The organism is Novosphingobium sp. CCH12-A3 (genome assembly GCF_001556015.1).
GTDB classification, from domain to species: domain Bacteria; phylum Pseudomonadota; class Alphaproteobacteria; order Sphingomonadales; family Sphingomonadaceae; genus Novosphingobium; species Novosphingobium subterraneum.
The window spans coordinates 1-19,677 of record NZ_LSIA01000254.1 but is presented as its reverse complement, the minus strand read 5'-3'; the positions used below and the strand labels follow the sequence as shown (position 1 = coordinate 19,677).

The window sequence follows — 19,677 nt, the reverse complement described above, 5'->3', positions numbered from 1 at the left end:
AATGCAAAGCTAAGGGTTGCTCGGCCCATCAGCTGAGCAGTCGTTCGTTCACAACCTTCCCGCCCTGCGTCAGGCGGATGGCGTTGCCAATTTCCTCGTCCAGAACAGGCTTGCCCTGCTCCTTGTCCCAGAAGGCCGAGAGGAAGTTGTAGAGGTTGCGGCTGAAAAGGGCCGAGGCATCCGCTGGCAGGTGCGCCGGCGTGTTCGAATAGCCGACGATCTTGACGCCGTGCTTCTCGACCACCTGATCGGGCACCGAGCCCTCGACGTTGCCACCTTGCGCCACGGCAAGGTCGAAGATCACCGAACCGGGCTTCATCGTGGCGATCTGCTCGTCGGAAATCAGGCGCGGCGCGGCACGGCCCGGGATCAGCGCAGTCGTGATGACGATGTCCTGCTTGGCGATGTGCGCGCTGACCAGCTCGGCCTGCGCCTTCTGGTATTCCTCGCTCATTTCCGTGGCATAGCCACCGGCGCCCTCGCCTTCGATACCGGCGACGCTTTCCACGAAGATCGGCTTGGCGCCGAGCGACTGGATCTGCTCCTTGGTGGCAGAGCGCACGTCGGTCGCCGAGACCTGCGCACCGAGGCGGCGCGCCGTGGCAATCGCCTGAAGACCGGCAACGCCGACGCCCATGACGAAGCACTTGGCAGCCGAGACCGTGCCTGCCGCCGTCATCATCATCGGGAACGCGCGGCCATAGAGGTTCGCGGCGACCAGCACTGCCTTGTACCCGGCAAGGTTCGACTGCGAAGACAGAATGTCCATGGACTGCGCACGCGTGATGCGCGGCATGAACTCCATCGCCAGCGCTTCGTATCCGGCAGCGGCATAGGCATCCACCCGCGCGCGCTTGCCGAAAGGATCAAGCCCGGCGACGATCCATGCGCCGGGCTTTGCGCCTGCCAGTTGCTCAGGCTCCGGTCCCTGCACGCCAAGCACGATGTCCGCGCCCTGCACTGCATTGTCCGCAACCTCGGCCCCGGCGGCGCGGTATTCATCGTCGGAGATCGAAGCGGTAACTCCCGCCCCGCTCTCGACAGCCACTTTGGCCCCGAGGGCAATGAACTTCTTCACGGTCTCAGGCGATGCCGAAACCCTGCTCTCCCCCGTCGCACGTTCCCGAAGGACGGCGATCTTTATTGCCCCCGCCACGGCGCTCTTACTGGATCACCAGGATGACCACGAAAACCAGCGCGCAGATCGCCGGCGTGGCCCACTTCACCATGTTCACGAAACCTTCGTACGTCGACTTTGCAGCCTTGATGTCGTTTGCCGGAGCCATTTTCTTCCCCAAAAACCATGCGCCACTGGGGCGCGACGTGCATGCTCTAGCGATGGCCGCCCCTGCGCTCAAGTGCGGAGCAGTCTCATCGCGCTTAATCGGCTCTTTACCCTATCGGCCTAGAGCAATGCTCCTGACGTATTTGCGGGGGAGTCAAAAGACTAGGTCATGCAGGAGCCCGAACAGCGCCTTCTCATGCTCATCGACGATGAACCCGCCCAGTGCCGCCTGATTTCGGCGCTGGCTTCGCGGGAAGGCTGGCGCACGGTCATCGCCCGCGATTCGGAAAGCGCGATCGCCACGCTGGGCACCCGCCAGGGTATGCAACTCGGCGCGATCATTCTGGATCAATGGGTTCCGGGCGACGATGCCTGCGCACTCATCGCCGAATTGAAGGCACGCCGTCCCGCACTTCCGATCCTGATGCTGACTACCAGCAACTCGCCCCTGCTCGCTGTGGAGGCAATGCGCGCGGGCGCCACCGATTACCTTATCAAGCCGGTCGCGCCGGAACGCCTGCTCCAGGCCCTGCGCAGCGCGACTTCGCGCGAGACCGACGCCAGTGAACTGCAACCCCTGACCGAGAAATTCGGCGCCCCGCTCGACTTCGATTCGATGATCGGCGCAACCCCGGCCTTCCGCGCGGCGCTGGCCGTGGCGGCAAAGGCCGCGCGCACCCATGGCAGCGTGTTGATCGAAGGCGAAAGCGGCACAGGCAAGGAAATGCTGGTCCGCGCCATGCACGCCGCCAGCCCGCGCAGCCGGACCGCACTCAAGACTATCAACGTCGGCGGCATGCCTGCCAATCAGGTTGAATCCGCGTTGTTCGGACACGAGAAAGGCGCTTTCGCCGGAGCATTCGAACGTCACGTCGGATTGCTCCAGCACGCCGATGGCGGCACCCTTGTCATCGACGAGGTTGATCGCCTGCCGGATTACGTGCAGGAGCGAATGATCCGCTTTCTCGAACGGGGTGACGTCCAGCCCATCGGTGCGCGGCATTCATTCCGCGTCGATGTTCGAGTGATCGCCTGCGCCAATGCTGGCCTGCGGGACCTTGTCGAGACCCGCGACTTCCGCGCCGAACTCCATGCCTTGCTGAGCCAGACACAGGTCCTGCTGCCCGCCTTGCGCGAGCGCTCCGCCGATATTCCGGCCCTTGCAAGGCATTTCCTGACCCGCATCGGCGAACAGCCAGGGCTCAGGCCGCTCGGCATTACTGATGGAGCGTTGGCACTTCTGTCGGCATATGATTGGCCTGGAAATGTCCGCCAGTTGCAGGCCACCCTGTTCCGCGCCGCCGTATTCTGCGATGGCGAGGCGCTAACGGCACAAGACTTCCCCAGCCTTTCGAACCTGATCGGGGAATCCAGCCGCCGCGCACCGAATGTTACCGATGGCGCCGGCATCACCCTGTTCGCACCCGATGGCAACCTGCGACCTCTCGAAGACATCGAGGCCGACGTCATCCGGCTGGCAATCGGCCACTATCGCGGTCGCATGACCGAAGTTGCCCGCCGCCTTGGTATCGGCCGCTCCACTCTTTACCGCAAGCTTTCGGAACTTGGCATCGACAACGCGGCCTGACCCGCGCTAGCTTCCCGGCATGACGGGAAATAAGGAATTTGCAGGTTGCGTCGCGCTTGTCACCGGTGCCGCCTCGGGGATAGGAGCCAGCGCCGCGCGCTGGCTCGATGCGCAGGGGATCGGCGAGCTCGTTCTGGTCGATATTGACAGGCCAGCGCTCGACCGGCTGGGCCTGTCCTGCAAGGTCCATCCTTTTGGCGGCGACGTCTCGGATCCCTCGCTCTGGAAACTGCTGGAGCGCGAGGTGCCTCGGATCGATTACGCCGTGCTCAATGCCGGTATCGCCAGCAACGGCGAGATCACTGACCTCGACATCACCGCCTGGCGCAAGACACTGTCGGTCAATCTCGACGGCATGTTCCTTTCGCTGCGTACCGCCTTGCGCGCCATGAAGAGGGCAAACCGCGGAGCGGTCGTGCTGACGGCCTCGGTCTCCGGCATCAAGGCAGCCGCCGGAACCGCGGCCTATTCCGCATCGAAGGCCGCGACGATCCAGCTGGCAAAGGTCGCGGCTGCCGAAGCCGCAAGGTACGGGGTTCGGGTGAACGCGATCGCACCGGGCGGCGTCGACACTGGCATTTGGGACCGCGCCGAATGGTTCGCACCGCTGATAGAGCAGCATGGTGGACGCGCCGAAGCGCTTGCCGCAATGGCAAAGGACGCCACGCCACTTGGGCGCTTCGCCAGCGCGGATGAGGTTGCGGCTCAGATCGGCTTCCTGCTGTCCGACGCAGCAGCGACCATCACCGGCACCTGCCTGGTCAGCGATGGCGGCGTCTCGCTCTAGGCAAGCTGGCTGAAATCCGTCAGCGCCGCATCGCGCAGGCCGCGCCAGACGTGCATGGCCTGCACGGTTTCGGCCACATCGTGCACGCGCACCATCTGGCAGCCGGCATCCATCGCCTTGAGCGCCAGCATGACCGAACCGGCCATGCGCTGATGGGCTGGCACCTCGTTGGAAAGCGCCCCGATCATCCGCTTGCGACTGGCCCCGAACAGGATCGGCTGACCAAGCGCATGGAACAATGGCAGGGCATTGATCAGCGCAAGGTTCTCCGCGAGCGACTTGCCAAAGCCTATGCCGGGATCCAGCAGGACCTTCTCCCGCGCAATCCCCGCCGCGACGGCTGCGTCACGGCGTTCGCGCAAGGCATCGAACACATCGAGCACAACGTCGGCGTAGTCGCCATCGGCATGCAGATCGCCGTCGTTGCCAGGCGCATGCATCAGCACCACCGGAGCCCCGGAACGAGCCACGATCTCGGTCGTCCGGGCGTCATGACGCATAGCCGAAACATCGTTGACGATGTGTGCCCCTGCCGCCAGCGCCGCCTCGATTACCGAGGAGCGCCGACTGTCGATGGAAATCGCTGCGCCTGCTGCCGCAAGCTGCTCGATCACCGGCACCACGCGCTTTGCCTCGTCGCCTTCCCACACCGCCGCGGCGCCGGGGCGGGTGGATTCACCACCGACGTCGATCACCCCCGCCCCGGCTGATAGCATCGCGTGGGCGTGCTCAAGCGCGGCGTCAGGCTTGTCGAGGAATTGGCCACCATCGGAAAAGCTGTCGGGCGTCACATTGAGGATACCCATCACCACCGGCTGATCGAGCCGCACCATCCGCTGCCCGCAGGCAATGGGCGCGTGCGTGCAGCGCAGGTTGTCCCATTGCTCCGCTGCATCGGCGGCCAAGGCATCGGGCAAGGTGGCAATTGCCTTCTGAACATCGCCCGCGCCGAACCTCTGCCGCGAGACCACCTTTCCGCCCTCGCGCACGATCAGGACAAAGCGGCTGGCGTAGATCAGACCCCCGCCCAGCCTGATCGCCTCGCCATCTTCCGCTTGCGGACTGTCGGCGAACGCGATCGGACGGATATAGACGCGAGGCATCAATCCTCGACAGCGAGCAGGTACAACTGGCGCAGCGCGTCGATCGGCTTCACCTCGCCCTCGTGCTCGACATGCCAGAAGGTCCAGCCATTGCACGATGGCGCGCCCTGCAGCTTTGCACCAAGCCCATGGATCGAACCGATCTCCGCGCCTGCCTGGAGCGAACCATCAGCCCGCACCACTGCCTCGAACTTGCCCTTCTTGGCGGTCAGCCGGGTACCAGGGGCCAGATAGCCACTCTCAACCAGCGCGCCAAAGGCAACCTTGGGCGCCGTGCGCTTCGACTGCATCGTAACAAGCGCAGATTCGTCAAGCGGCAGCGCCAGTTCGATGCGCTCCTGCGCCACTTCGATGTAGTCGTCCTCGCGCTCGCAGCCGATCCAGTCGCGACCCAGGCGCTTGGCCACCGCGCCTGTGGTGCCCGTGCCGAAGAATGGGTCAAGCACCACATCGCCCTTGTTGGTCGTTGCCAGCATCACACGATAGAGCAGCGCCTCGGGCTTCTGCGTCGGGTGAGCCTTGGCGCCGTTGCGACGCAGGCGTTCGGGGCCGGAGCAGATCGGCAGGACCCAGTCCGAGCGCATTTGCAGTTCATCATTGAGCGTCTTCATGGCGCGGTAGTTGAAGGTGTACTTCGACTTCTCGCTCTTTGACGCCCAGATCAGCGTCTCGTGCGCATTGGTAAAGCGCGTGCCCTTGAAGTTGGGCATCGGGTTGGCCTTGCGCCAGATGATATCGTTGAGGATCCAGAAGCCAAGGTCCTGCAGGATCGTGCCGACGCGGAAGATGTTGTGATAGCTGCCGATCACCCAGATCGAGCCATCGGGCTTGAGCAAGCGGCGTGCCTCGGTCAGCCACTCGCGCGTGAACTGGTCATAGACGGCAAAGCTCGAGAACTTGTCCCAGTCGTTGGTCACCGCATCGACATGGCTGCCATCGGGCCGCGCCAGATCGCCGCCCAACTGGAGATTATAGGGGGGGTCGGCAAAGATCATGTCGATCGAGGCATCGGGCAGCTTGCGCATTTCCGAAATGCAGTCACCGCGCAGGATCTGGTTCACCGGAAGCGCAACATCTGCCTTGAGCACCTTTGCCGGCGCCGCACGCAAAGCCTTCGCGCGTTCCTTGACTGCAACTGCCATATCTTGTCCCTGACCCCTTGTGGATAAGGGCACCGTTTGAGTCATCGGAGACTCGCCGTCAAGCTTCGACTCGCCAGATTCCGGCGAGTCGCGCGCCATCCGGGATGAGAACGAAAAGAGTCTATTTCGACATGTTGAGTCTGGCTGGCGGCGTGGGACTCAACATCTAGTGGTGTGCCCGGACGGACTCACCGGCAAATTTTTTCGTTAGAGCAGCTGCAACTGCGCCACCGGGGCAAAGCTGCGCCGGTGCAATGGCGTCGGCCCATGTTCTCTCAATGCCGCCAGATGCTCGGGTGTGCCATAGCCCGCATTGCGCTCCCATCCGTAGTGCGGATGCGTCAGCGCCGCCTCGCGCATGATCCGGTCGCGATGTTCCTTGGCAATGATCGAGGCCGCCGAAATGCAAGGCTCGAGGGCATCACCGCCAACGATCGGCCGCGCCGGCCAGCACCATTCCGGGCGACGGCCGTGCGGCGTGAGGTTGCCATCCACAAGCACCTCGCCCACGCCTTCGTCATGCGCGATCTGCTCGCACAGCGCCTGCACCGCAAGCGTCATCGCCAGCATCGTCGCACCGAAGATGTTCAGCCGGTCGATCTCCTCGGGCTCGACCACACCCACCGCCCACCGGCAGCGCCGCTTGATCTTCTCCTCAAGCTCCGCGCGGCGCGCCGCGCTCAGCTTCTTGGAATCGTCCAGCCCCGAAGGGCGCGGCTTGCACAGCACCACCGCTGCCGCCACGACCGGCCCAGCCAGCGGCCCACGCCCCGCCTCGTCCACGCCGATGGTGACCATGGACGAAAAGGAGGTGGCACAACTGGCGTTCAGAGGCATTGTGGGCTGCATGACGAATCCGATCCTGCGCTCGCTATCGCCTCTCGCCCTGCTCCTCGCAAGCTGCGGCTCATCGATTTCTGCCCAGGGCGCTGACCCTTCCACAGCGGGCATCGCGATCACCGATGTCGCCACGTTCGACGAGCCTTGGGCGATGACCTTCCTTCCCGGCACCAACCAGGCGCTGATCACCGAGAAGAAGGGCAAGCTCAAGCTCTGGACCGAAGGCACCGATAAGACCGTCGAGATCTCGGGTACCCCCACGGTCGATTACGGCGGACAAGGCGGCTTTGGCGATGTCGTCGCAGCGCCCGATTTCGCGCAGAGCGGCATGGTCTATCTGAGTTGGGCGGAAGCGGGTCAGAACGATACGCGCGGCGCAGTCGTCGCTCGCGCCAGACTGGTGATGGGCGATGCCCCCCGCCTCGCCCCACGCCTTGAGGGCCTCAGCATCATCTGGCGGCAATTTCCCAAGGTCACCGGGCGCGGCCACTATTCGCATCGCATCGCCTTCTCGCCCGATGGCAAATACTTGTTCATCACCTCTGGCGACCGGCAGAAATTCACGCCCGCGCAGGACCTGAACGCGAACCTCGGCAAGGTCCTCCGCCTCCTGCCCGATGGCACTCCTGCGCCGGGCAACCCGTTTGCGGGCAAGGGCGGCGTTTCGGCACAGATCTGGTCCTACGGCCACCGCAACCTGCTCGGCCTTGCCTTCTCGCCCGATGGCCGGCTGTGGGACATTGAGCACGGCCCCGCTGGCGGTGACGAGATCAACCACGTCGAACCGGCCAGGAACTACGGCTGGCCCCTGGTGTCAGACGGCGACCACTACGACGGCAAGCCGATCCCGCGCAACAAGACGCGCCCCGACCTCGCCCAGCCCGCAATCAGCTGGAACCCGGTCATCGCGCCGGGCAACATGATCTTCTACACCGGCAAAGCCTTCCCCCAATGGCAAGGCCAGGCCCTGATCGCCGCATTAGGTGCAGGCGGCATCGTCCGCGTAAAGATTGACGGCGAGATGGCGGCGGAACTCGAACGCATAGACCTCGGCAACCGCATCCGCGAGATCGAGCAAGCGCCGGATGGGACGTTGTATGTGCTGGAGGATGGCGAAGGGGCGAAGTTGCGGCATGTTGTGCCGAAGGGATGAGGATAAGCATCATTGTCGTGTAAGACCCGCTGGACCTCACCCGACTTTTCGAAAGTCTGGTCTCGCCCACTTGCGGATCGCCTGCGCATGACTGATAAAGTTCAGCATGCGGCTACCGACTGGAATCCATCAATTACGAAAATTGATACTCGCAACTGCAATTGCAGGGTTAGCTTCTTGCGCTTCTGAACCTAGGGAGGAAAATGAAGGCGACCGGGATTCTCGTTACGTCGTACTTACGATTGCCGACCATACCGGCGGAGGGATAAAAGGCGCAGCGTCATGTACTGACGAATCTGGCAGGTTTTCGATGGCATTGCCGTGCCTGCCGGGTGGCGAAAACTTAATGTCAGCGGTGCAGAGTTGCGGTCCGGAAATAGTGACATTGGATACTTCCCAGCTCCATTACGTGTCCGTGTCATTTCCCGCAGCATCGCAGGACGGCCCGCGCGATTTGGACGTGGTACGATGCGTCCAGAGCAAGGTGGGGTACAGATTTTCTGCTTTCAACGCAAAGGGACCGGGAACCGAAGCAGGTCTCAATGGGGACCAAAAGACCTTTGCAGCGCTTTACTCGGAGCCAGAGGCTAATCGCTAAAGAACAGCGGTTGTCTTGCCGCTAAGAGTTCTACTCTCGCGCTCAAAACTCCCGCGACCACCTCACTGTAACTCCGCCATCATCATCCGCACCGGCAAGATGCCCCGGCTCCTTGCGGAAGAACACGCTGGCCGAGGCATCGCCGCCCCACAGTGCCGTCGCCCATGCGAGTTCCGCATCAAGCTCCCGCCCCTTCGGCGCCAGCGACAGCGGTACACGGGCAAAGGTGGCGCTTTGCGTCGCATAGTCCCACGCCACCGGCAGGTTCAGGTTCAGCCCGCCGCGCTCTACCCTCAGGGGTTGCGATACACGCAAGGCCAGACGGTCACCGTCCGCCAGCACGCCCTCGCGCGAAAGATCGACGCTCCACGATGACGAGACCAGTCGCGAACCACCGGTCGTCACCGCGCCGCTGTCAATCCGCGTGAAGCCGAGGCTTCCCGTCGCCCCCAGCGCCCAGCCCTTCCCGAAGCGCCAGCCGAGGCCCGGCGATACCGTCGCCGTCGTCGCCCCGCCGCCACCCAGCGCATCGGCAAACCGCGCGCCCAGCACCGTGCGCTCCTCACGCATCAGGCCAAGGCCGAGCCGCCAATCCAACGCGCCACCCTGCCCGCCATCCAGAGCCAAGCCAAACTGCGTCATCCGGTCCTCGCGCCGTTCTCGCAGCGGATCGCTCCGCACCAGCACACTGCGCTCCGCCGAAACCGTCAGCCCCATACGTCCCAACCGATAGCGCGCCGCCATGCCGGTCTCGGGCCGCGTGAACACGCCGCCCGCCATCCCCGCGACGAGGAACTGCGGCTCGTGCCGCTGCTGCAACCGCGCGGTCAGGCTATCGGCTCTGACTTTCCAGCCCAGCGCCAGATCGAGCGACCGGTCCAGCCGCGTCACCACCGAGGAGGCCAGCACCCGCGCCTGCTGCCCCTCACCCGGCGCCAGTCGCAAGGGCACCGCGCCGAAGCGCCGGTCCACCGTAAACGCCAGCGCAAAGCCCGAAGCATCCATCGCCACCGGCCTGCCGCCCGCCGCCAGCGCTTCATGCAAAGGCAACCTCGCTTGGCCTGACCGCAAGCCCGCCGCAAGGTTCAGCCTGTAAGCCCGCTGGTAGCCATCCAGCATTACCGTGCCGAGCGAGGCTCCCGCCAAGGCATCGCCCATCGCCCCGCTGCTCGTGCCCGCAAGGCTGTCGAGCGACACTGCCACCTGCGTCCCCGCCAATCCGGTCTGCCCCTGCGGCGAAAACGCCCGCGCAATGTCCAGAATGCCGCGGCCATAGATCGTATCCGTCCCCGTCGCCCCCGCATCGCGCGCGGTCCGCAGCAGCAGGTCAACGATCTGGGTGCCGGTCAGGTTCGGGAAAGCCTGCGCCAGAAGCGCGGCCGCGCCCGAAACCTGCGGCGCAGCAAAGCTTGTCCCGCTGACCACTGTCACGAATGTTCCCTGCGCATTCGTCTCGGTCTTGATCTGGCTGCCCTGGTAGACGCAGCAGACGTCCTCACCCTGCGCCATCAGCACCGACGCCGCCGAGCTTCCCGGCTTGTTGCTGAAGGCCGAAGCCACGCCGCTGGCATTGACCGAGCCGACAATGATCACGTTGCTTCCGCCCGCCTGAAGCAGTGATTGCGCAAAGGGATCGGGGTTGTTGGGATCAATCCCGGCATCGGTGCTGTCGCCGTCGTTGCCCGCTGAAACGATGATCACCGCGCCCGCCGCGGCCGCCCGGGCAACCGCCGAACGCAGGGTCGAGTTCGCGGGATCGCCACCGAGCGAAAGATTGATGACCTTTGCGCCCGAGGCGACCGCAGCATTGATGCCTGCCGCTATCGCACTGTCGGCAAAAGTGCAGCCATCCGACGCCGCGCAGGAACCCGGCGTATCGGCCCGCAGCATCTGGATCGTTGCGCCCCAGGCGATCCCGACGATCCCCGAATTGTTGCGGGCCGCTGCTGCCGTCAGGGCAACCTGCGTGCCGTGATCATCGTCGGCGTTGTCCAATCCGCGCGATTGCACCACGTCGGTCGATGATGAGGCAATCCTTCCGGCAAACTCGGTATTGGAGGTATTGATGCCGGAATCGACGATGGCAATCGTGGTCCCCGCCCCACTCGCGCCCGATTGCCAGGCCGTGATCGCGCCATGCAGCGAAGGCCCATCCGACCGGCGATGCTCTGCGGTATCGAAATTGACCGGAGTGGGAGTGGGGGTTGGCGTTGGGACTGGGGTGGGCGTCGGCGTGGGCGTCGGGGCCGGCGCAGGCGCGGGCGTGCTGGAGACGCTGCCTCCCCCTCCGCATGCCGCCAATCCAGCAGCCAGCGCGGCCACTGCGGCGTAACCAAACCAGCGAATTTCCGACATCACCGCACCCCGGCTCCGGTAGCTTTGCCCAAGTCTTGCTGATAACCCGTTGGCCGTAAATGCCGAATGACACAGTTCCGGACTGGAATGCGCAAATGCCCTTCGATCCCACGATTGTTGACTGCTGGATCTTCGATCTCGACAACACGCTCTATCCCCCATCGACCCGGCTATTCGATCAGATCGATGAGCGCATGGGCCTGTTCATCAAGGACCTGCTCGGCTGCGACGAGCTGGAGGCCCGGCGCGTGCAGAAGCTCTACTTCCACGATCACGGCACCACCCTTTCAGGCCTGATGCATTACCACGCCACCGATCCGCACCATTTTCTCGGCTTCGTGCACGACATCGACATGAGCCCGCTGGCTGCCGCACCGCGTCTGGCAGACAGGCTGGCGAAACTCCCGGGCCGCAAGATCCTCTTCACCAATGGCGATGATGCCTATGCCGCCAGGGTGCTTGCCGGACTCGATCTTTCCGACAGTTTCGACGGGCTGTGGGACATCCACGCCATGGCCTACAAACCCAAGCCCGAGCCCACGGCATACACCAGCATGATCGAAGCGTTGAGCGTCAATCCCGAGACTTCGGTCTTCGTCGAAGACATGGCGCGCAACCTCGCCCCGGCCAAGGCCCTCGGGATGCAGACGGTCTGGCTCGATCTCGCCACGGACTGGGGCGATCGCGCCAAGGATGATGCCGCAATCGACGTGGTCGCAGACGATGTGGTCGCATGGCTGGATCATACGATTGCGGCGCTTGCCGATCAGGCAACGCTCGGCTAGTCGCCACGCAATTTTGTTCCATACCGATCCCGCACGGAGAAACGCCATGACAGACCAGCTGCAAGCTGCCATCGAAGCCGCCTGGGAAGACCGCGCCAATGTCACCCCGGCCAGCGATGCCGTGCGAGAAGTGGTTGAGGCCGCGCTCGAACTGCTCGACAGCGGCAAGGCCCGCGCTGCCGAAAAGGTGGACGGCGAATGGCGCGTCAACCAGTGGCTCAAGAAGGCCGTGCTGCTCTCGTTCCGCCTGAACGACAACGCAGTGATCGAGGCCGGCTCGGGCGGCGCTCCTGCATTTGACAAGGTGCCCTCGAAGTTTGCAGGCTGGGGCGAGAACCGCTTCCGCGAAGCCGGTTTCCGCGTCGTCCCCGGTGCCGTCGCGCGCAAGGGCGCGCACATCGCCAAGGGCGTGGTGCTGATGCCAAGCTTCGTCAACATCGGCGCCTTCGTCGATGAAGGCACCATGGTTGATACCTGGGCAACGGTCGGCTCCTGCGCCCAGATCGGCAAGAACGTCCACATCTCGGGCGGCGCCGGCATCGGCGGTGTGCTCGAACCGCTTCAGGCAGGCCCCGTCATCATCGAGGACGGCGCATTCATCGGCGCCCGCTCCGAAGTGGCCGAAGGCGTCATCGTCGGCGAAGGCGCAGTGCTGTCGATGGGCGTCTACCTCGGCGCTTCCACCAAGATCGTCGACCGCGCCACGGGTGAAGTCCACGTTGGCCGCGTGCCGCCCTATGCGGTCGTCGTTCCCGGTGCCATGCCGGGCAAGCCCCTGCCCGACGGCACCCCCGGCCCGTCGCTCTACTGCGCCGTCATCGTCAAGACGGTTGACGCGCAGACCCGTAGCAAGACCGGGATCAACGAACTCCTGCGCGATTGATTGATCTGAATTAATCACCGTTCCGGTCATGTCCATGGGGGCATTGCCGGAACAGGGCGCTTGCCTGCGCGTAGAGTCGCCAAGCACGGTTCTACCGAAGGAGAAGCGCCATGGAACGACGCGGCGAAGAAACGCACATCACCACCGAAGAGGCTCGCGGCGGCGAAGGCCTCAACGTGGTACGCTGGGTCCTGCTGATCAGCCTGGTCCTGGCAATCGGTGCATTGACAGTCATCTGGGTAACCGGGGCGCTCACCACGCCCCAGTAAAATGAACGAGGGGGCGGCATGACGCTGGGTTGGAAGCTGGACAGAACCCAGCGCGAAAACCTCCTTGCCGCCCTCCCGCCTCGTTACGAGCGAGCCATTGCTGACCACGTGACTCTGTCAGTCGCAGGAACAATTCCGCCAGAGGCGGTGCATGGTGCTGAAATTGTCGGATATGTCGACGATGCTGAAGGGGTTGAGGCATATATCGTTTCAATTGATGGGACGACTGGCAGACCAGACGGCGGCACTTGGCACATAACCTGGTCGCTCGCTGAACACAGGACTGCCAAGGAAAGCAACTCGGCCATCGCGGCGCTTGGCTGGACCGAAGTTTCTCCTGTTCCCCTTCAACTTACCCCAGCACTGTGGTGATTGACTCAGCGCGCATGTCGGGCAACCGTTTCATGATGCCCGCGCATGAAATCATTTCCAGCCTGAACCTCGCGCCCCATCCTGAGGGAGGGTGGTTCCGGGAAACTTGGCGTGCGCTTGCAGTCGGCGGCGGACGCGCCTCGAGCACGGCGATCCTGTTCCTGCTGGCAGCTGGCGAAAGATCACACTGGCACCGCGTCGATGCTGACGAGATCTGGATCTGGCAGGCGGGTGATGCTCTTGCACTGCACACTGCAGCGGAATCCACAACTGCACCCTCGACGCTGATCCTCGGAAACGATCTCGCCACGCAAGATCTGCAGGGGATCGTTCCTGCCGGGCACTGGCAGGCCGCCGAACCTGTCGCCGGTGAACATGGCTACGTGCTTGTCTCATGCATTGTGGCGCCGGGATTTGACTTTGCCGGGTTCACCCTCGCCCCGCCCGGATGGAAACCCGGCGCATGATCCGCGCCGCTGCCCGTCTGGCGCTGGCACTGTTCTACTTCGCGGCGGGCGTGATCCACATCGCATCGCCCCGCCCGTTCCTGATCATCATGCCGCAATGGGTCCCTGCCCCCGAAGCTGTCGTGCTGTGGACAGGCATTGCCGAACTGCTCGGGGCTGTTGGCCTGGCGCAAGGCGTTTCCCTGCCGATCCGCCGGGCTGCGTCCATCGGTCTCGCACTCTATGCGGTGTGTGTCTTCCCGGCCAACATCAACCACTTTGCGATTGATCTGGCAAAGCCGGATCACGGCGCGGGCCTCGCCTATCATGTCCCTCGCATGTTTGCGCAACCGGTGCTCGTCTGGCTTGCGCTGTGGGCCGGCGGGGTCATCGAATGGCCATGGAAGCCACGGACCCGATAGACAGATGCTCCTTTCCGATCCTGCAACCCTCGCCGCCTGCGCAGTGGCTGTCATTCTCGTTGGCATGGCCAAGGGCGGATTTTCCGGGCTCGGAGCACTTGGCACACCCGTTGCCGCCTTGGCTCTTCCGCCATCGACCGCCGCCGCCATCCTCTTGCCCATCCTCATCGTTCAGGACGTCGTCAGCGTCTGGTCCTTCCGGCATGCCTGGGACAAATGGATCGTCGGCTGGATGCTGCCGGGAGCCATGGTCGGCATCGGCATCGGCTGGGCCATTGCTGCCAGTATCGACGAGAAGGCACTCATGGGCGTTCTCGGTGGCATCACGCTCATGTTCGGCCTTTACCGCCTGTGGATTGAGCGTGGCAATCGCGTGGCCGCCGCGTCTGCATCTCCGGGCTGGGTCGGCGCGCTGTTCGGAATGGCCACCGGCTTTACCAGCCAGGTCGCCCATGCGGGCGGTCCGCCCTTCCAGATGTGGGTCACCCCGCGCAAGCTTCCGCACCTGATGTATGCCGGAACCAACGCGATCCTTTTCGCCGCGATCAATTGGCTCAAGGTGCCAAGTTATATCATGCTTGGGGCCTTCACCCACGAAGTGGTGGTGGCCGCCGCTCTGCTCGTCCCGTTGGCGGTCATTACCACACTGATCTCTGTCCGTGTCGTCCGCGCGCTCAAGCCTGATCGGTTCTACACCATCATCTACCTGCTGATGGTCATGCTTGGCGGCAAGCTGATGGTCGATGCCTTCACCTGAACGGCACCGGCCTGGCCATGGTCCAGAATGTCGGGCCCTTTCTGGCGACCGGCCACGTGTCGATCAGTTCGAAACCCATCGAGCGGTAAAGCCCGACATTGCTCTCCGTCGCGGTTTCCAGAACGGCCGGTAGCCCCGCAGCGTCGGCTTCGGCAAGGCCAGCCCGGATGGCAAGGCCGCCAAGGCCCTGCCCCTGCCTGTCAGGTCGAACACCGGCCATGCGCAGATAGAACTGGCGCTCACCCTTCGGCAAATGCTTGCCGATCATCCGGTCCGCGCGCTCCGCCCGCAGCACGGCCGTGCCGAGCATCGCGATAAAGCGCACCAGCGCCGGCGGCGTCAGACTTGCATGCTCATGAACGCTCCCCGGTGGCCGCCACAGCGTGACGACTTCACATCCGGCCGTTCCCAGTACCATACCGTGCCGCAGGTGATCGTGGAACATCCAGCGGATCAACTGCGGCATTCGACGCTCGCGGGATTCATCATTGGCAAACATCCAGTTCATCGCCGGATCTTGACGGAAGGCAGCAGTCAACGTCTCGGTCGCTGCGTCAGCATCGCCAGGTCCCAGGCGAACGATTGTCCGATCCAAGCATATCCTCCCTCGAATGCCGCTTTTGCTGGCAAGCAGCGCCCCCGCGTGCCACGGGGATGCGCGAATGGAGGGAACGATGAGCGAAGATGAAGACTATGTCTACGACGAGGACAGCGGCGAATGGCTGCCAGCATCCGAACTCGCGGCAAAGCGCCAAGCCGCCAGCGCCGTTGAGGTTCGCGACGCCGTCGGCAACCTCCTGGCTGATGGTGACCAGGTTACCCTGATCAAGGATCTCGACGTCAAGGGCGCCGGGCAAACCTTGAAGCAGGGCACGCTGATCAAGTCGATCCGGCTGACGGGCGACCCGCAGGAGATCGACTGCAAGTATCCCGGCATCAAGGGATTGGTCCTGCGGGCCGAATTCGTTCGCAAACGCTGACCGGCCGAGGCGTGGGGTCGGCAAGTTGCCCCCCGCCAGCGTAGCTTTCGATTCGACGGCATCCCTGCGACGAATCGTTATTCATGCTTACGTATGAAGGGGCATGGCGGGATTGGCGCAACCTCTGGCAAACGACTGTTTTCGCGGCGAAAAGCACCGAGTTGCAAATCATGCAACTGACAGCACGGCAAATACAATTGCCGCACTGCACACGATTAGTATGCTGCAACGCAACAAGATAAGGGTGCTGAAGGCAATCTTTCCTTATCTTCCAGGAGATATTGCCATGATCAAGACTATCCTCGCTGCCGCTGCTGCCGTCCTCGTCGCCACCCCCGTGTTTGCTGCCGAACCGGAAACCGGCTCGTTCACGTACCAGGGCGTGAAGTACGATTACACCGCCGAACAGCAGGGCGATGTCAAGGTTCTCAAGGGCTCGGCCTATGCCGGCAAGGTTCCCTTCGAACTGAAGGTCACCAAGCGCACCGTCACCGGCCGCTTCAACGGTCGTCCGGTCACCTTCGACGTCAAGGACGTCAAGAAGATCTCCAGCAAGGCTGCTGCCAGCAACGATTGACTGCCCCGCAACACGGGACTGCCCAGAGGCTCGACGCAAAGTCGCCAGCTCGCAAGCAGCGCCTCACCCGTGAGCAAGGCCAGCTTCGTGCTGCACCGCTGATCCCAGCAAAGGGCGCTTCCCGCAGGAGGCGCCCTTTCTGTTTTGAATCTGGTTACCTTCCCAAGCACGCGCCGTCAGCACCAGCGCTGTGTTGCCAACGTCAGGACCGCGACGATCGGTTGCTGGACTCGGCCCCGCCGGGGCTGATCCACTGTCAATTGACGGGCGAACCGGTCGCCCCGGAACCGCCGCAACGCTCCGGCATTCCTTCCCCAAGGGAGGGTTGCAGGAGCCAGGTTCGTGTTGTTCGATCGCTTTGCCACCGTCATGATCGCCATCGGCGCCGGCTTGGGCCTTGCCGCAACCAGCACGATACCGACGCGCATGCCCTCACCGGAGCGACCATACCCTGCTGCCCGACCGGACGCCTATCCCGAAATCACTGCCGTCACCTACGAGAGTTATCCGGTGGCTCCGGCACCTATTTTCCATCGCCCCATGCGTATTGCTTATTGGGAGCAGCCTTGGGAAGAGCCAGAGGACCTGCCTCCGGCAGAGGCGCTTCCGGAATATGAGGATTACGAGATTGCGCCTGACCCCCAGGTCATCGAAGACGAAGAGGCGGATCTGCCGGCTCAGGCGGACCGGGAAATGCGACAGGAAGCTATCGTTATGAATATCTTGCCAACCGCCTCGTGAAGGCATTGGCGGGCTCAGCCGAGCGTCAAGAAAATTTCCGCGACCAAAACCCAGCCGTTACCGATCTTGCGCCACTTGGCGGCATAGGTCCCGGCGGCCGTCACTTCGCCGGATTCCTGAACAGTTGCGCTCCAGCGCCCGTGCTCCATGGCGATCGGTTCTACGGCTGAAGCGATCACGCTATCCGTGCTGCGCACGTAGACGGCTCGAGGAGTTTGCGCGAAATCTCGCTTCCAAGCCGCCAGTTGCGCCTTTCGCCCGGAAATGACTGCACTGTCGCTGCCGGTGATCAGAACCACATCGGGCGAGAGAAGCGGCGCTATCGCGGCAAGATCCCCCTCCGCCAGCGCGCGGTTGAACGCGGCGCGGCGGAGGCGGACTTGCAGTTCGGCATCGGCAGGGTTGCTCATCGCGTTGCGATGACAGGGCTCAGCCAATTTGCAAAGCCCCGTCGCCAGTCGATGCCGAGGTTGGTTCCGATCAGGCCGAAACGAGGTTCACGGCCGAAGCCTTGCCGTTGCGGCCGGTCTCGACTTCGTAGCTTACGCGCTGGTCCTTATCGAGGCTGGCCATGCCGGCAGCCTGGACGGCCGAGATGTGCACGAAGCTGTCAGCGCCGCCGTTGTCGGGCTGAATGAAGCCGTAGCCCTTTTCGGTGTTGAAGAATTTTACGGTGCCTACTGGCATGGGATGTTCCTTCCAAGAACGAGGGTTGCCCGGAAGCGAAAGTGCCGCCGGGCCGTGCGTGGTTCGTCAATTGAAAGGAAATCGTCGTCGAAGGCCCCGCGAGAACCGAAGCGCCAGCGTGGTAGTCAATGCCGAAGTCCGTCGCAAAATTCGACGTCAGCGATGCTCTTGTAGCACCCCGCCCGCGCTTTGGCGAACTTAATCGGACGGTGGCCATCCCGCTCCGGCAAAGCTACTGGACGATCATGCCTGAAACGCCCACCGACGCCGTGCGCATCCTTGTCGATGGCGATGCATGCCCGGTCAAGGAAGAGATCTACAAGGTCGCCTTCCGCCGCAACGTGCCAGTAACCGTCGTCAGCAACTCACCCTTCCGCGTGCCAGTACATCCTCTTGTCCGCCGCGTGGTGGTCAGAGATGGCTTCGACGCCGCCGACGACTGGATTGCCGAAGCGGCAGGTTCCAAAGCCGTGGTCGTCACCGCCGATATACTCCTGGCAGACCGATGCCTGAAAGCGGGCGCGGCAGTGATTTCTCCCGCTGGCAAACCCTTTACCACAAGCTCCATCGGCAGTCAGATCGCCACGCGCGCGATCATGGCAGACCTGCGCGCTGGCGGAGACATCATCGGCGGTCCCGCACCGTTCTCCAAGGCAGATCGGTCACGCTTTCTCTCGGTGCTGGACGAAGCCTTGGCGCGGCTGATGCGTTAAAGTTCGCTATTTCTCCGATACAGGCCTAGCCTGAACTTCGGGCACGCGCCCGCATGGAGAACGATAATGGCGAAGAGCCAGAAAAAGTCGAACCGCGAGGTTCGCAAGCCCAAAGCCGAAAAGCCCAAGAAGCCCAACGCATCGAACCCGTCGATGAAACCCGGTGTGATCGCAGGGCTGGATAATATCAAGAATACCTGACGAACTGGTGGGCTCCCCATGGAGCCCACCGTTCATCCATCACTTACCTGCAGCGCACGTTGCTGCGATTGCGGCTGTCGATTGCCGCACCGATCGCCGCGCCACCGATCGCGCCGATGATCGCGCCGAGCGGCTTGCTGTCACCTTCGGCGATGATCGCTCCTGCCGCCGCGCCCCCGAGGCCGCCGACGATCAGTCCGGTCGAACCGTCCGAACGGCGGCAGTAATAGCGGCCGTCTCGCCCGCGATAGACCCGGTCATCGTAGGAAAGCTGGCGCTCGCGATAGCGGGCATTATTGCGATAATAACGGTCGGCATAATAGCCGCCATAGCGCGGATCGGGATTATTGTAATCATACCGGCCATACTGCTGGTAATACCCTCGATCGTAATAACCCCAATCGCCATAGCCATCCGCATAGCCGGGGCGGTCATAATACCCATTGTTCGTGCATGCTGCAGTCAAAGTCGTCGCAGCAGCCACTGCCAGCACAATTGCCGCCTTGCGAGCTTTCGTCATGGCCTTCTCCAATGCTTCCCGAAGAGCGAACGTAATCGTCGCCCAGTTGCTCAGCCAATGGATGGTGAAGACGGCAGTTCCCCGGCCAGCATTAAGAGCCCGATCCGAAACTAAGTTGAGTGGTATCAGTGGGTTAGCTTGACGACCCGCCCAGTCGTTGATTCAGGGGTTTCGCCAAAAACTACCTGGGATACAACGATGTGGACCGATACCACTCGCGCTCTCCATGCGCGAAGCATGCTAGCTTTACCAACAGATTTAACCGATGCCGAATGGGCTTTCTTCGAGCCCCTTCTTCCTCCACCAGCAAAGACAGGTCGACCACGGAAGTGGGAGATGCGCCGGATTGTTGAGGCCATCTTCTATCTGCTCCGGGGTGGGCTGCCATGGCGAATGCTGCCACCTTGCTTTCCACCGGTCTCAACGGTGCGACGCTGGTTCTACATATGGCGCGATACTGGGCTATGGCAGGC

The 19,677-nt window shown here is 63.2% G+C and carries 26 protein-coding genes; 16 read left to right on the top strand and 10 right to left on the bottom strand.

Annotated features, from left to right (window positions below):
• Positions 1-28: 28 nt before the first annotated feature.
• On the bottom strand, positions 29-1,144 hold the full coding sequence (locus tag AX703_RS20410) for an NAD(P) transhydrogenase subunit alpha (RefSeq protein ID WP_062346868.1): 1,116 nt from the start codon (positions 1,142-1,144) through the stop codon (positions 29-31).
• Between the two features lie 19 nt (positions 1,145-1,163).
• The gene (locus AX703_RS26915; RefSeq protein ID WP_082013273.1) at positions 1,164-1,286 is read right to left on the bottom strand and encodes an aa3-type cytochrome c oxidase subunit IV; all 123 of its coding nucleotides are present in this window, start codon (positions 1,284-1,286) and stop codon (positions 1,164-1,166) included.
• Positions 1,287-1,454: 168 nt separating this feature from the next.
• On the opposite strand from AX703_RS26915, the gene AX703_RS20405 reads away from it, so the two are divergent.
• Both AX703_RS20405 and AX703_RS20400 read left to right on the top strand, forming a co-directional pair.
• Positions 1,455-2,873, top strand: a complete 1,419-nt coding sequence (locus AX703_RS20405) for a sigma-54 dependent transcriptional regulator (RefSeq protein WP_039332086.1) — start codon at positions 1,455-1,457, stop codon at positions 2,871-2,873.
• Between the two features lie 19 nt (positions 2,874-2,892).
• Positions 2,893-3,660, top strand: a complete 768-nt coding sequence (locus AX703_RS20400; RefSeq protein ID WP_062346745.1) for an SDR family NAD(P)-dependent oxidoreductase — start codon at positions 2,893-2,895, stop codon at positions 3,658-3,660.
• On the opposite strand, the gene folP is transcribed toward AX703_RS20400, so the two are convergent.
• From folP to AX703_RS20385, 3 genes are all read right to left on the bottom strand, one after another.
• Positions 3,657-4,763, bottom strand: a complete 1,107-nt coding sequence (gene folP, locus AX703_RS20395) for a dihydropteroate synthase (protein WP_062346743.1) — start codon at positions 4,761-4,763, stop codon at positions 3,657-3,659. The two genes, AX703_RS20400 and folP, sit on opposite strands and share 4 nt — an antisense overlap.
• Entirely contained in the window at positions 4,763-5,905 is a 1,143-nt protein-coding gene (locus AX703_RS20390) for a site-specific DNA-methyltransferase (protein ID WP_062346741.1), read from the bottom strand. The genes folP and AX703_RS20390 overlap by 1 nt, the downstream gene beginning before the upstream one ends.
• Before the next feature lie 207 nt (positions 5,906-6,112).
• Entirely contained in the window at positions 6,113-6,703 is a 591-nt protein-coding gene (locus AX703_RS20385; protein ID WP_062346739.1) for a ribonuclease HII, read from the bottom strand.
• 49 nt (positions 6,704-6,752) lie between these two features.
• Between AX703_RS20385 and AX703_RS20380 the strand changes: the two genes are divergently transcribed.
• The gene (locus tag AX703_RS20380; protein ID WP_062346866.1) at positions 6,753-7,898 is read left to right on the top strand and encodes a PQQ-dependent sugar dehydrogenase; all 1,146 of its coding nucleotides are present in this window, start codon (positions 6,753-6,755) and stop codon (positions 7,896-7,898) included.
• Positions 7,899-8,538: 640 nt separating this feature from the next.
• Here the strand turns inward: AX703_RS20380 and AX703_RS20375 are convergent.
• Positions 8,539-10,851 carry a S8 family peptidase gene (locus tag AX703_RS20375; protein ID WP_062346736.1) on the bottom strand — a complete coding sequence of 771 codons (2,313 nt, stop codon included), beginning with the start codon at positions 10,849-10,851 and terminating at the stop codon, positions 8,539-8,541.
• Positions 10,852-10,946: 95 nt separating this feature from the next.
• Here AX703_RS20375 and AX703_RS20370 point away from each other — a divergent pair, with 95 nt between their 5' ends.
• The 7 genes from AX703_RS20370 to AX703_RS20350 all read left to right on the top strand — a co-directional run bounded on the left by AX703_RS20370 (position 10,947) and on the right by AX703_RS20350 (position 14,785).
• On the top strand, positions 10,947-11,636 hold the full coding sequence (locus AX703_RS20370; protein ID WP_062346858.1) for a pyrimidine 5'-nucleotidase: 690 nt from the start codon (positions 10,947-10,949) through the stop codon (positions 11,634-11,636).
• 46 nt (positions 11,637-11,682) lie between these two features.
• Positions 11,683-12,519 (top strand): 2,3,4,5-tetrahydropyridine-2,6-dicarboxylate N-succinyltransferase, encoded by an 837-nt coding sequence (gene dapD / locus AX703_RS20365; protein WP_062346734.1) that lies wholly within the window; start codon positions 11,683-11,685, stop codon positions 12,517-12,519.
• A 110-nt stretch (positions 12,520-12,629) separates the two neighbouring features.
• The gene (locus AX703_RS28050; RefSeq protein ID WP_169745699.1) at positions 12,630-12,788 is read left to right on the top strand and encodes a hypothetical protein; all 159 of its coding nucleotides are present in this window, start codon (positions 12,630-12,632) and stop codon (positions 12,786-12,788) included.
• An 18-nt stretch (positions 12,789-12,806) separates the two neighbouring features.
• A complete protein-coding gene (locus AX703_RS26910) occupies positions 12,807-13,160 on the top strand; it encodes a hypothetical protein (protein WP_082734707.1) in 354 nt (117 codons plus the stop codon).
• Between the two features lie 32 nt (positions 13,161-13,192).
• A complete protein-coding gene (locus tag AX703_RS20360; protein WP_062346853.1) occupies positions 13,193-13,627 on the top strand; it encodes a cupin domain-containing protein in 435 nt (144 codons plus the stop codon).
• Complete coding sequence (locus tag AX703_RS20355) at positions 13,624-14,028, top strand: DoxX family protein (protein ID WP_062346855.1); 405 nt, start codon at positions 13,624-13,626, stop codon at positions 14,026-14,028. Before AX703_RS20360 ends, AX703_RS20355 begins: the two co-directional genes overlap by 4 nt.
• Before the next feature lie 4 nt (positions 14,029-14,032).
• Positions 14,033-14,785 carry a sulfite exporter TauE/SafE family protein gene (locus tag AX703_RS20350; RefSeq protein WP_039332071.1) on the top strand — a complete coding sequence of 251 codons (753 nt, stop codon included), beginning with the start codon at positions 14,033-14,035 and terminating at the stop codon, positions 14,783-14,785.
• On the opposite strand, the gene AX703_RS20345 is transcribed toward AX703_RS20350, so the two are convergent.
• Positions 14,778-15,380, bottom strand: coding sequence for a GNAT family N-acetyltransferase (locus tag AX703_RS20345; protein WP_052242022.1), 603 nt, complete (start codon positions 15,378-15,380; stop codon positions 14,778-14,780). The genes AX703_RS20350 and AX703_RS20345 overlap by 8 nt on opposite strands.
• Before the next feature lie 79 nt (positions 15,381-15,459).
• On the opposite strand from AX703_RS20345, the gene AX703_RS20340 reads away from it, so the two are divergent.
• The 3 genes from AX703_RS20340 (at position 15,460) to AX703_RS20330 (ending at position 17,083) form a co-directional block, all read left to right on the top strand.
• Entirely contained in the window at positions 15,460-15,765 is a 306-nt protein-coding gene (locus AX703_RS20340; RefSeq protein WP_062346733.1) for an alkylphosphonate utilization protein, read from the top strand.
• Positions 15,766-16,051: 286 nt separating this feature from the next.
• The gene (locus AX703_RS20335; protein ID WP_039332377.1) at positions 16,052-16,342 is read left to right on the top strand and encodes a hypothetical protein; all 291 of its coding nucleotides are present in this window, start codon (positions 16,052-16,054) and stop codon (positions 16,340-16,342) included.
• A 342-nt stretch (positions 16,343-16,684) separates the two neighbouring features.
• Positions 16,685-17,083: a hypothetical protein gene (locus AX703_RS20330; protein ID WP_039332067.1), complete on the top strand. Its 399-nt coding sequence runs from the start codon at positions 16,685-16,687 to the stop codon at positions 17,081-17,083.
• A 14-nt stretch (positions 17,084-17,097) separates the two neighbouring features.
• Here the strand turns inward: AX703_RS20330 and AX703_RS20325 are convergent, their stop codons facing one another.
• Both AX703_RS20325 and AX703_RS20320 read right to left on the bottom strand, forming a co-directional pair.
• Entirely contained in the window at positions 17,098-17,493 is a 396-nt protein-coding gene (locus AX703_RS20325) for a DUF4440 domain-containing protein (protein WP_062346730.1), read from the bottom strand.
• 70 nt (positions 17,494-17,563) lie between these two features.
• Positions 17,564-17,770, bottom strand: coding sequence for a cold-shock protein (locus AX703_RS20320; protein ID WP_039332064.1), 207 nt, complete (start codon positions 17,768-17,770; stop codon positions 17,564-17,566).
• 269 nt (positions 17,771-18,039) lie between these two features.
• On the opposite strand from AX703_RS20320, the gene AX703_RS20315 reads away from it, so the two are divergent.
• Positions 18,040-18,483 carry a YaiI/YqxD family protein gene (locus AX703_RS20315; protein ID WP_062346850.1) on the top strand — a complete coding sequence of 148 codons (444 nt, stop codon included), beginning with the start codon at positions 18,040-18,042 and terminating at the stop codon, positions 18,481-18,483.
• A 66-nt stretch (positions 18,484-18,549) separates the two neighbouring features.
• Positions 18,550-18,684, top strand: a complete 135-nt coding sequence (locus AX703_RS28710; protein ID WP_255355085.1) for a hypothetical protein — start codon at positions 18,550-18,552, stop codon at positions 18,682-18,684.
• Between the two features lie 43 nt (positions 18,685-18,727).
• Here AX703_RS28710 and AX703_RS20310 read toward each other — a convergent pair whose 3' ends face one another.
• Complete coding sequence (locus tag AX703_RS20310; protein ID WP_156452149.1) at positions 18,728-19,204, bottom strand: hypothetical protein; 477 nt, start codon at positions 19,202-19,204, stop codon at positions 18,728-18,730.
• 198 nt (positions 19,205-19,402) lie between these two features.
• Between AX703_RS20310 and AX703_RS26905 the strand changes: the two genes are divergently transcribed.
• Positions 19,403-19,677: transposase (locus tag AX703_RS26905; protein WP_156452148.1), on the top strand; the 275-nt coding region annotated here is incomplete at its 3' end.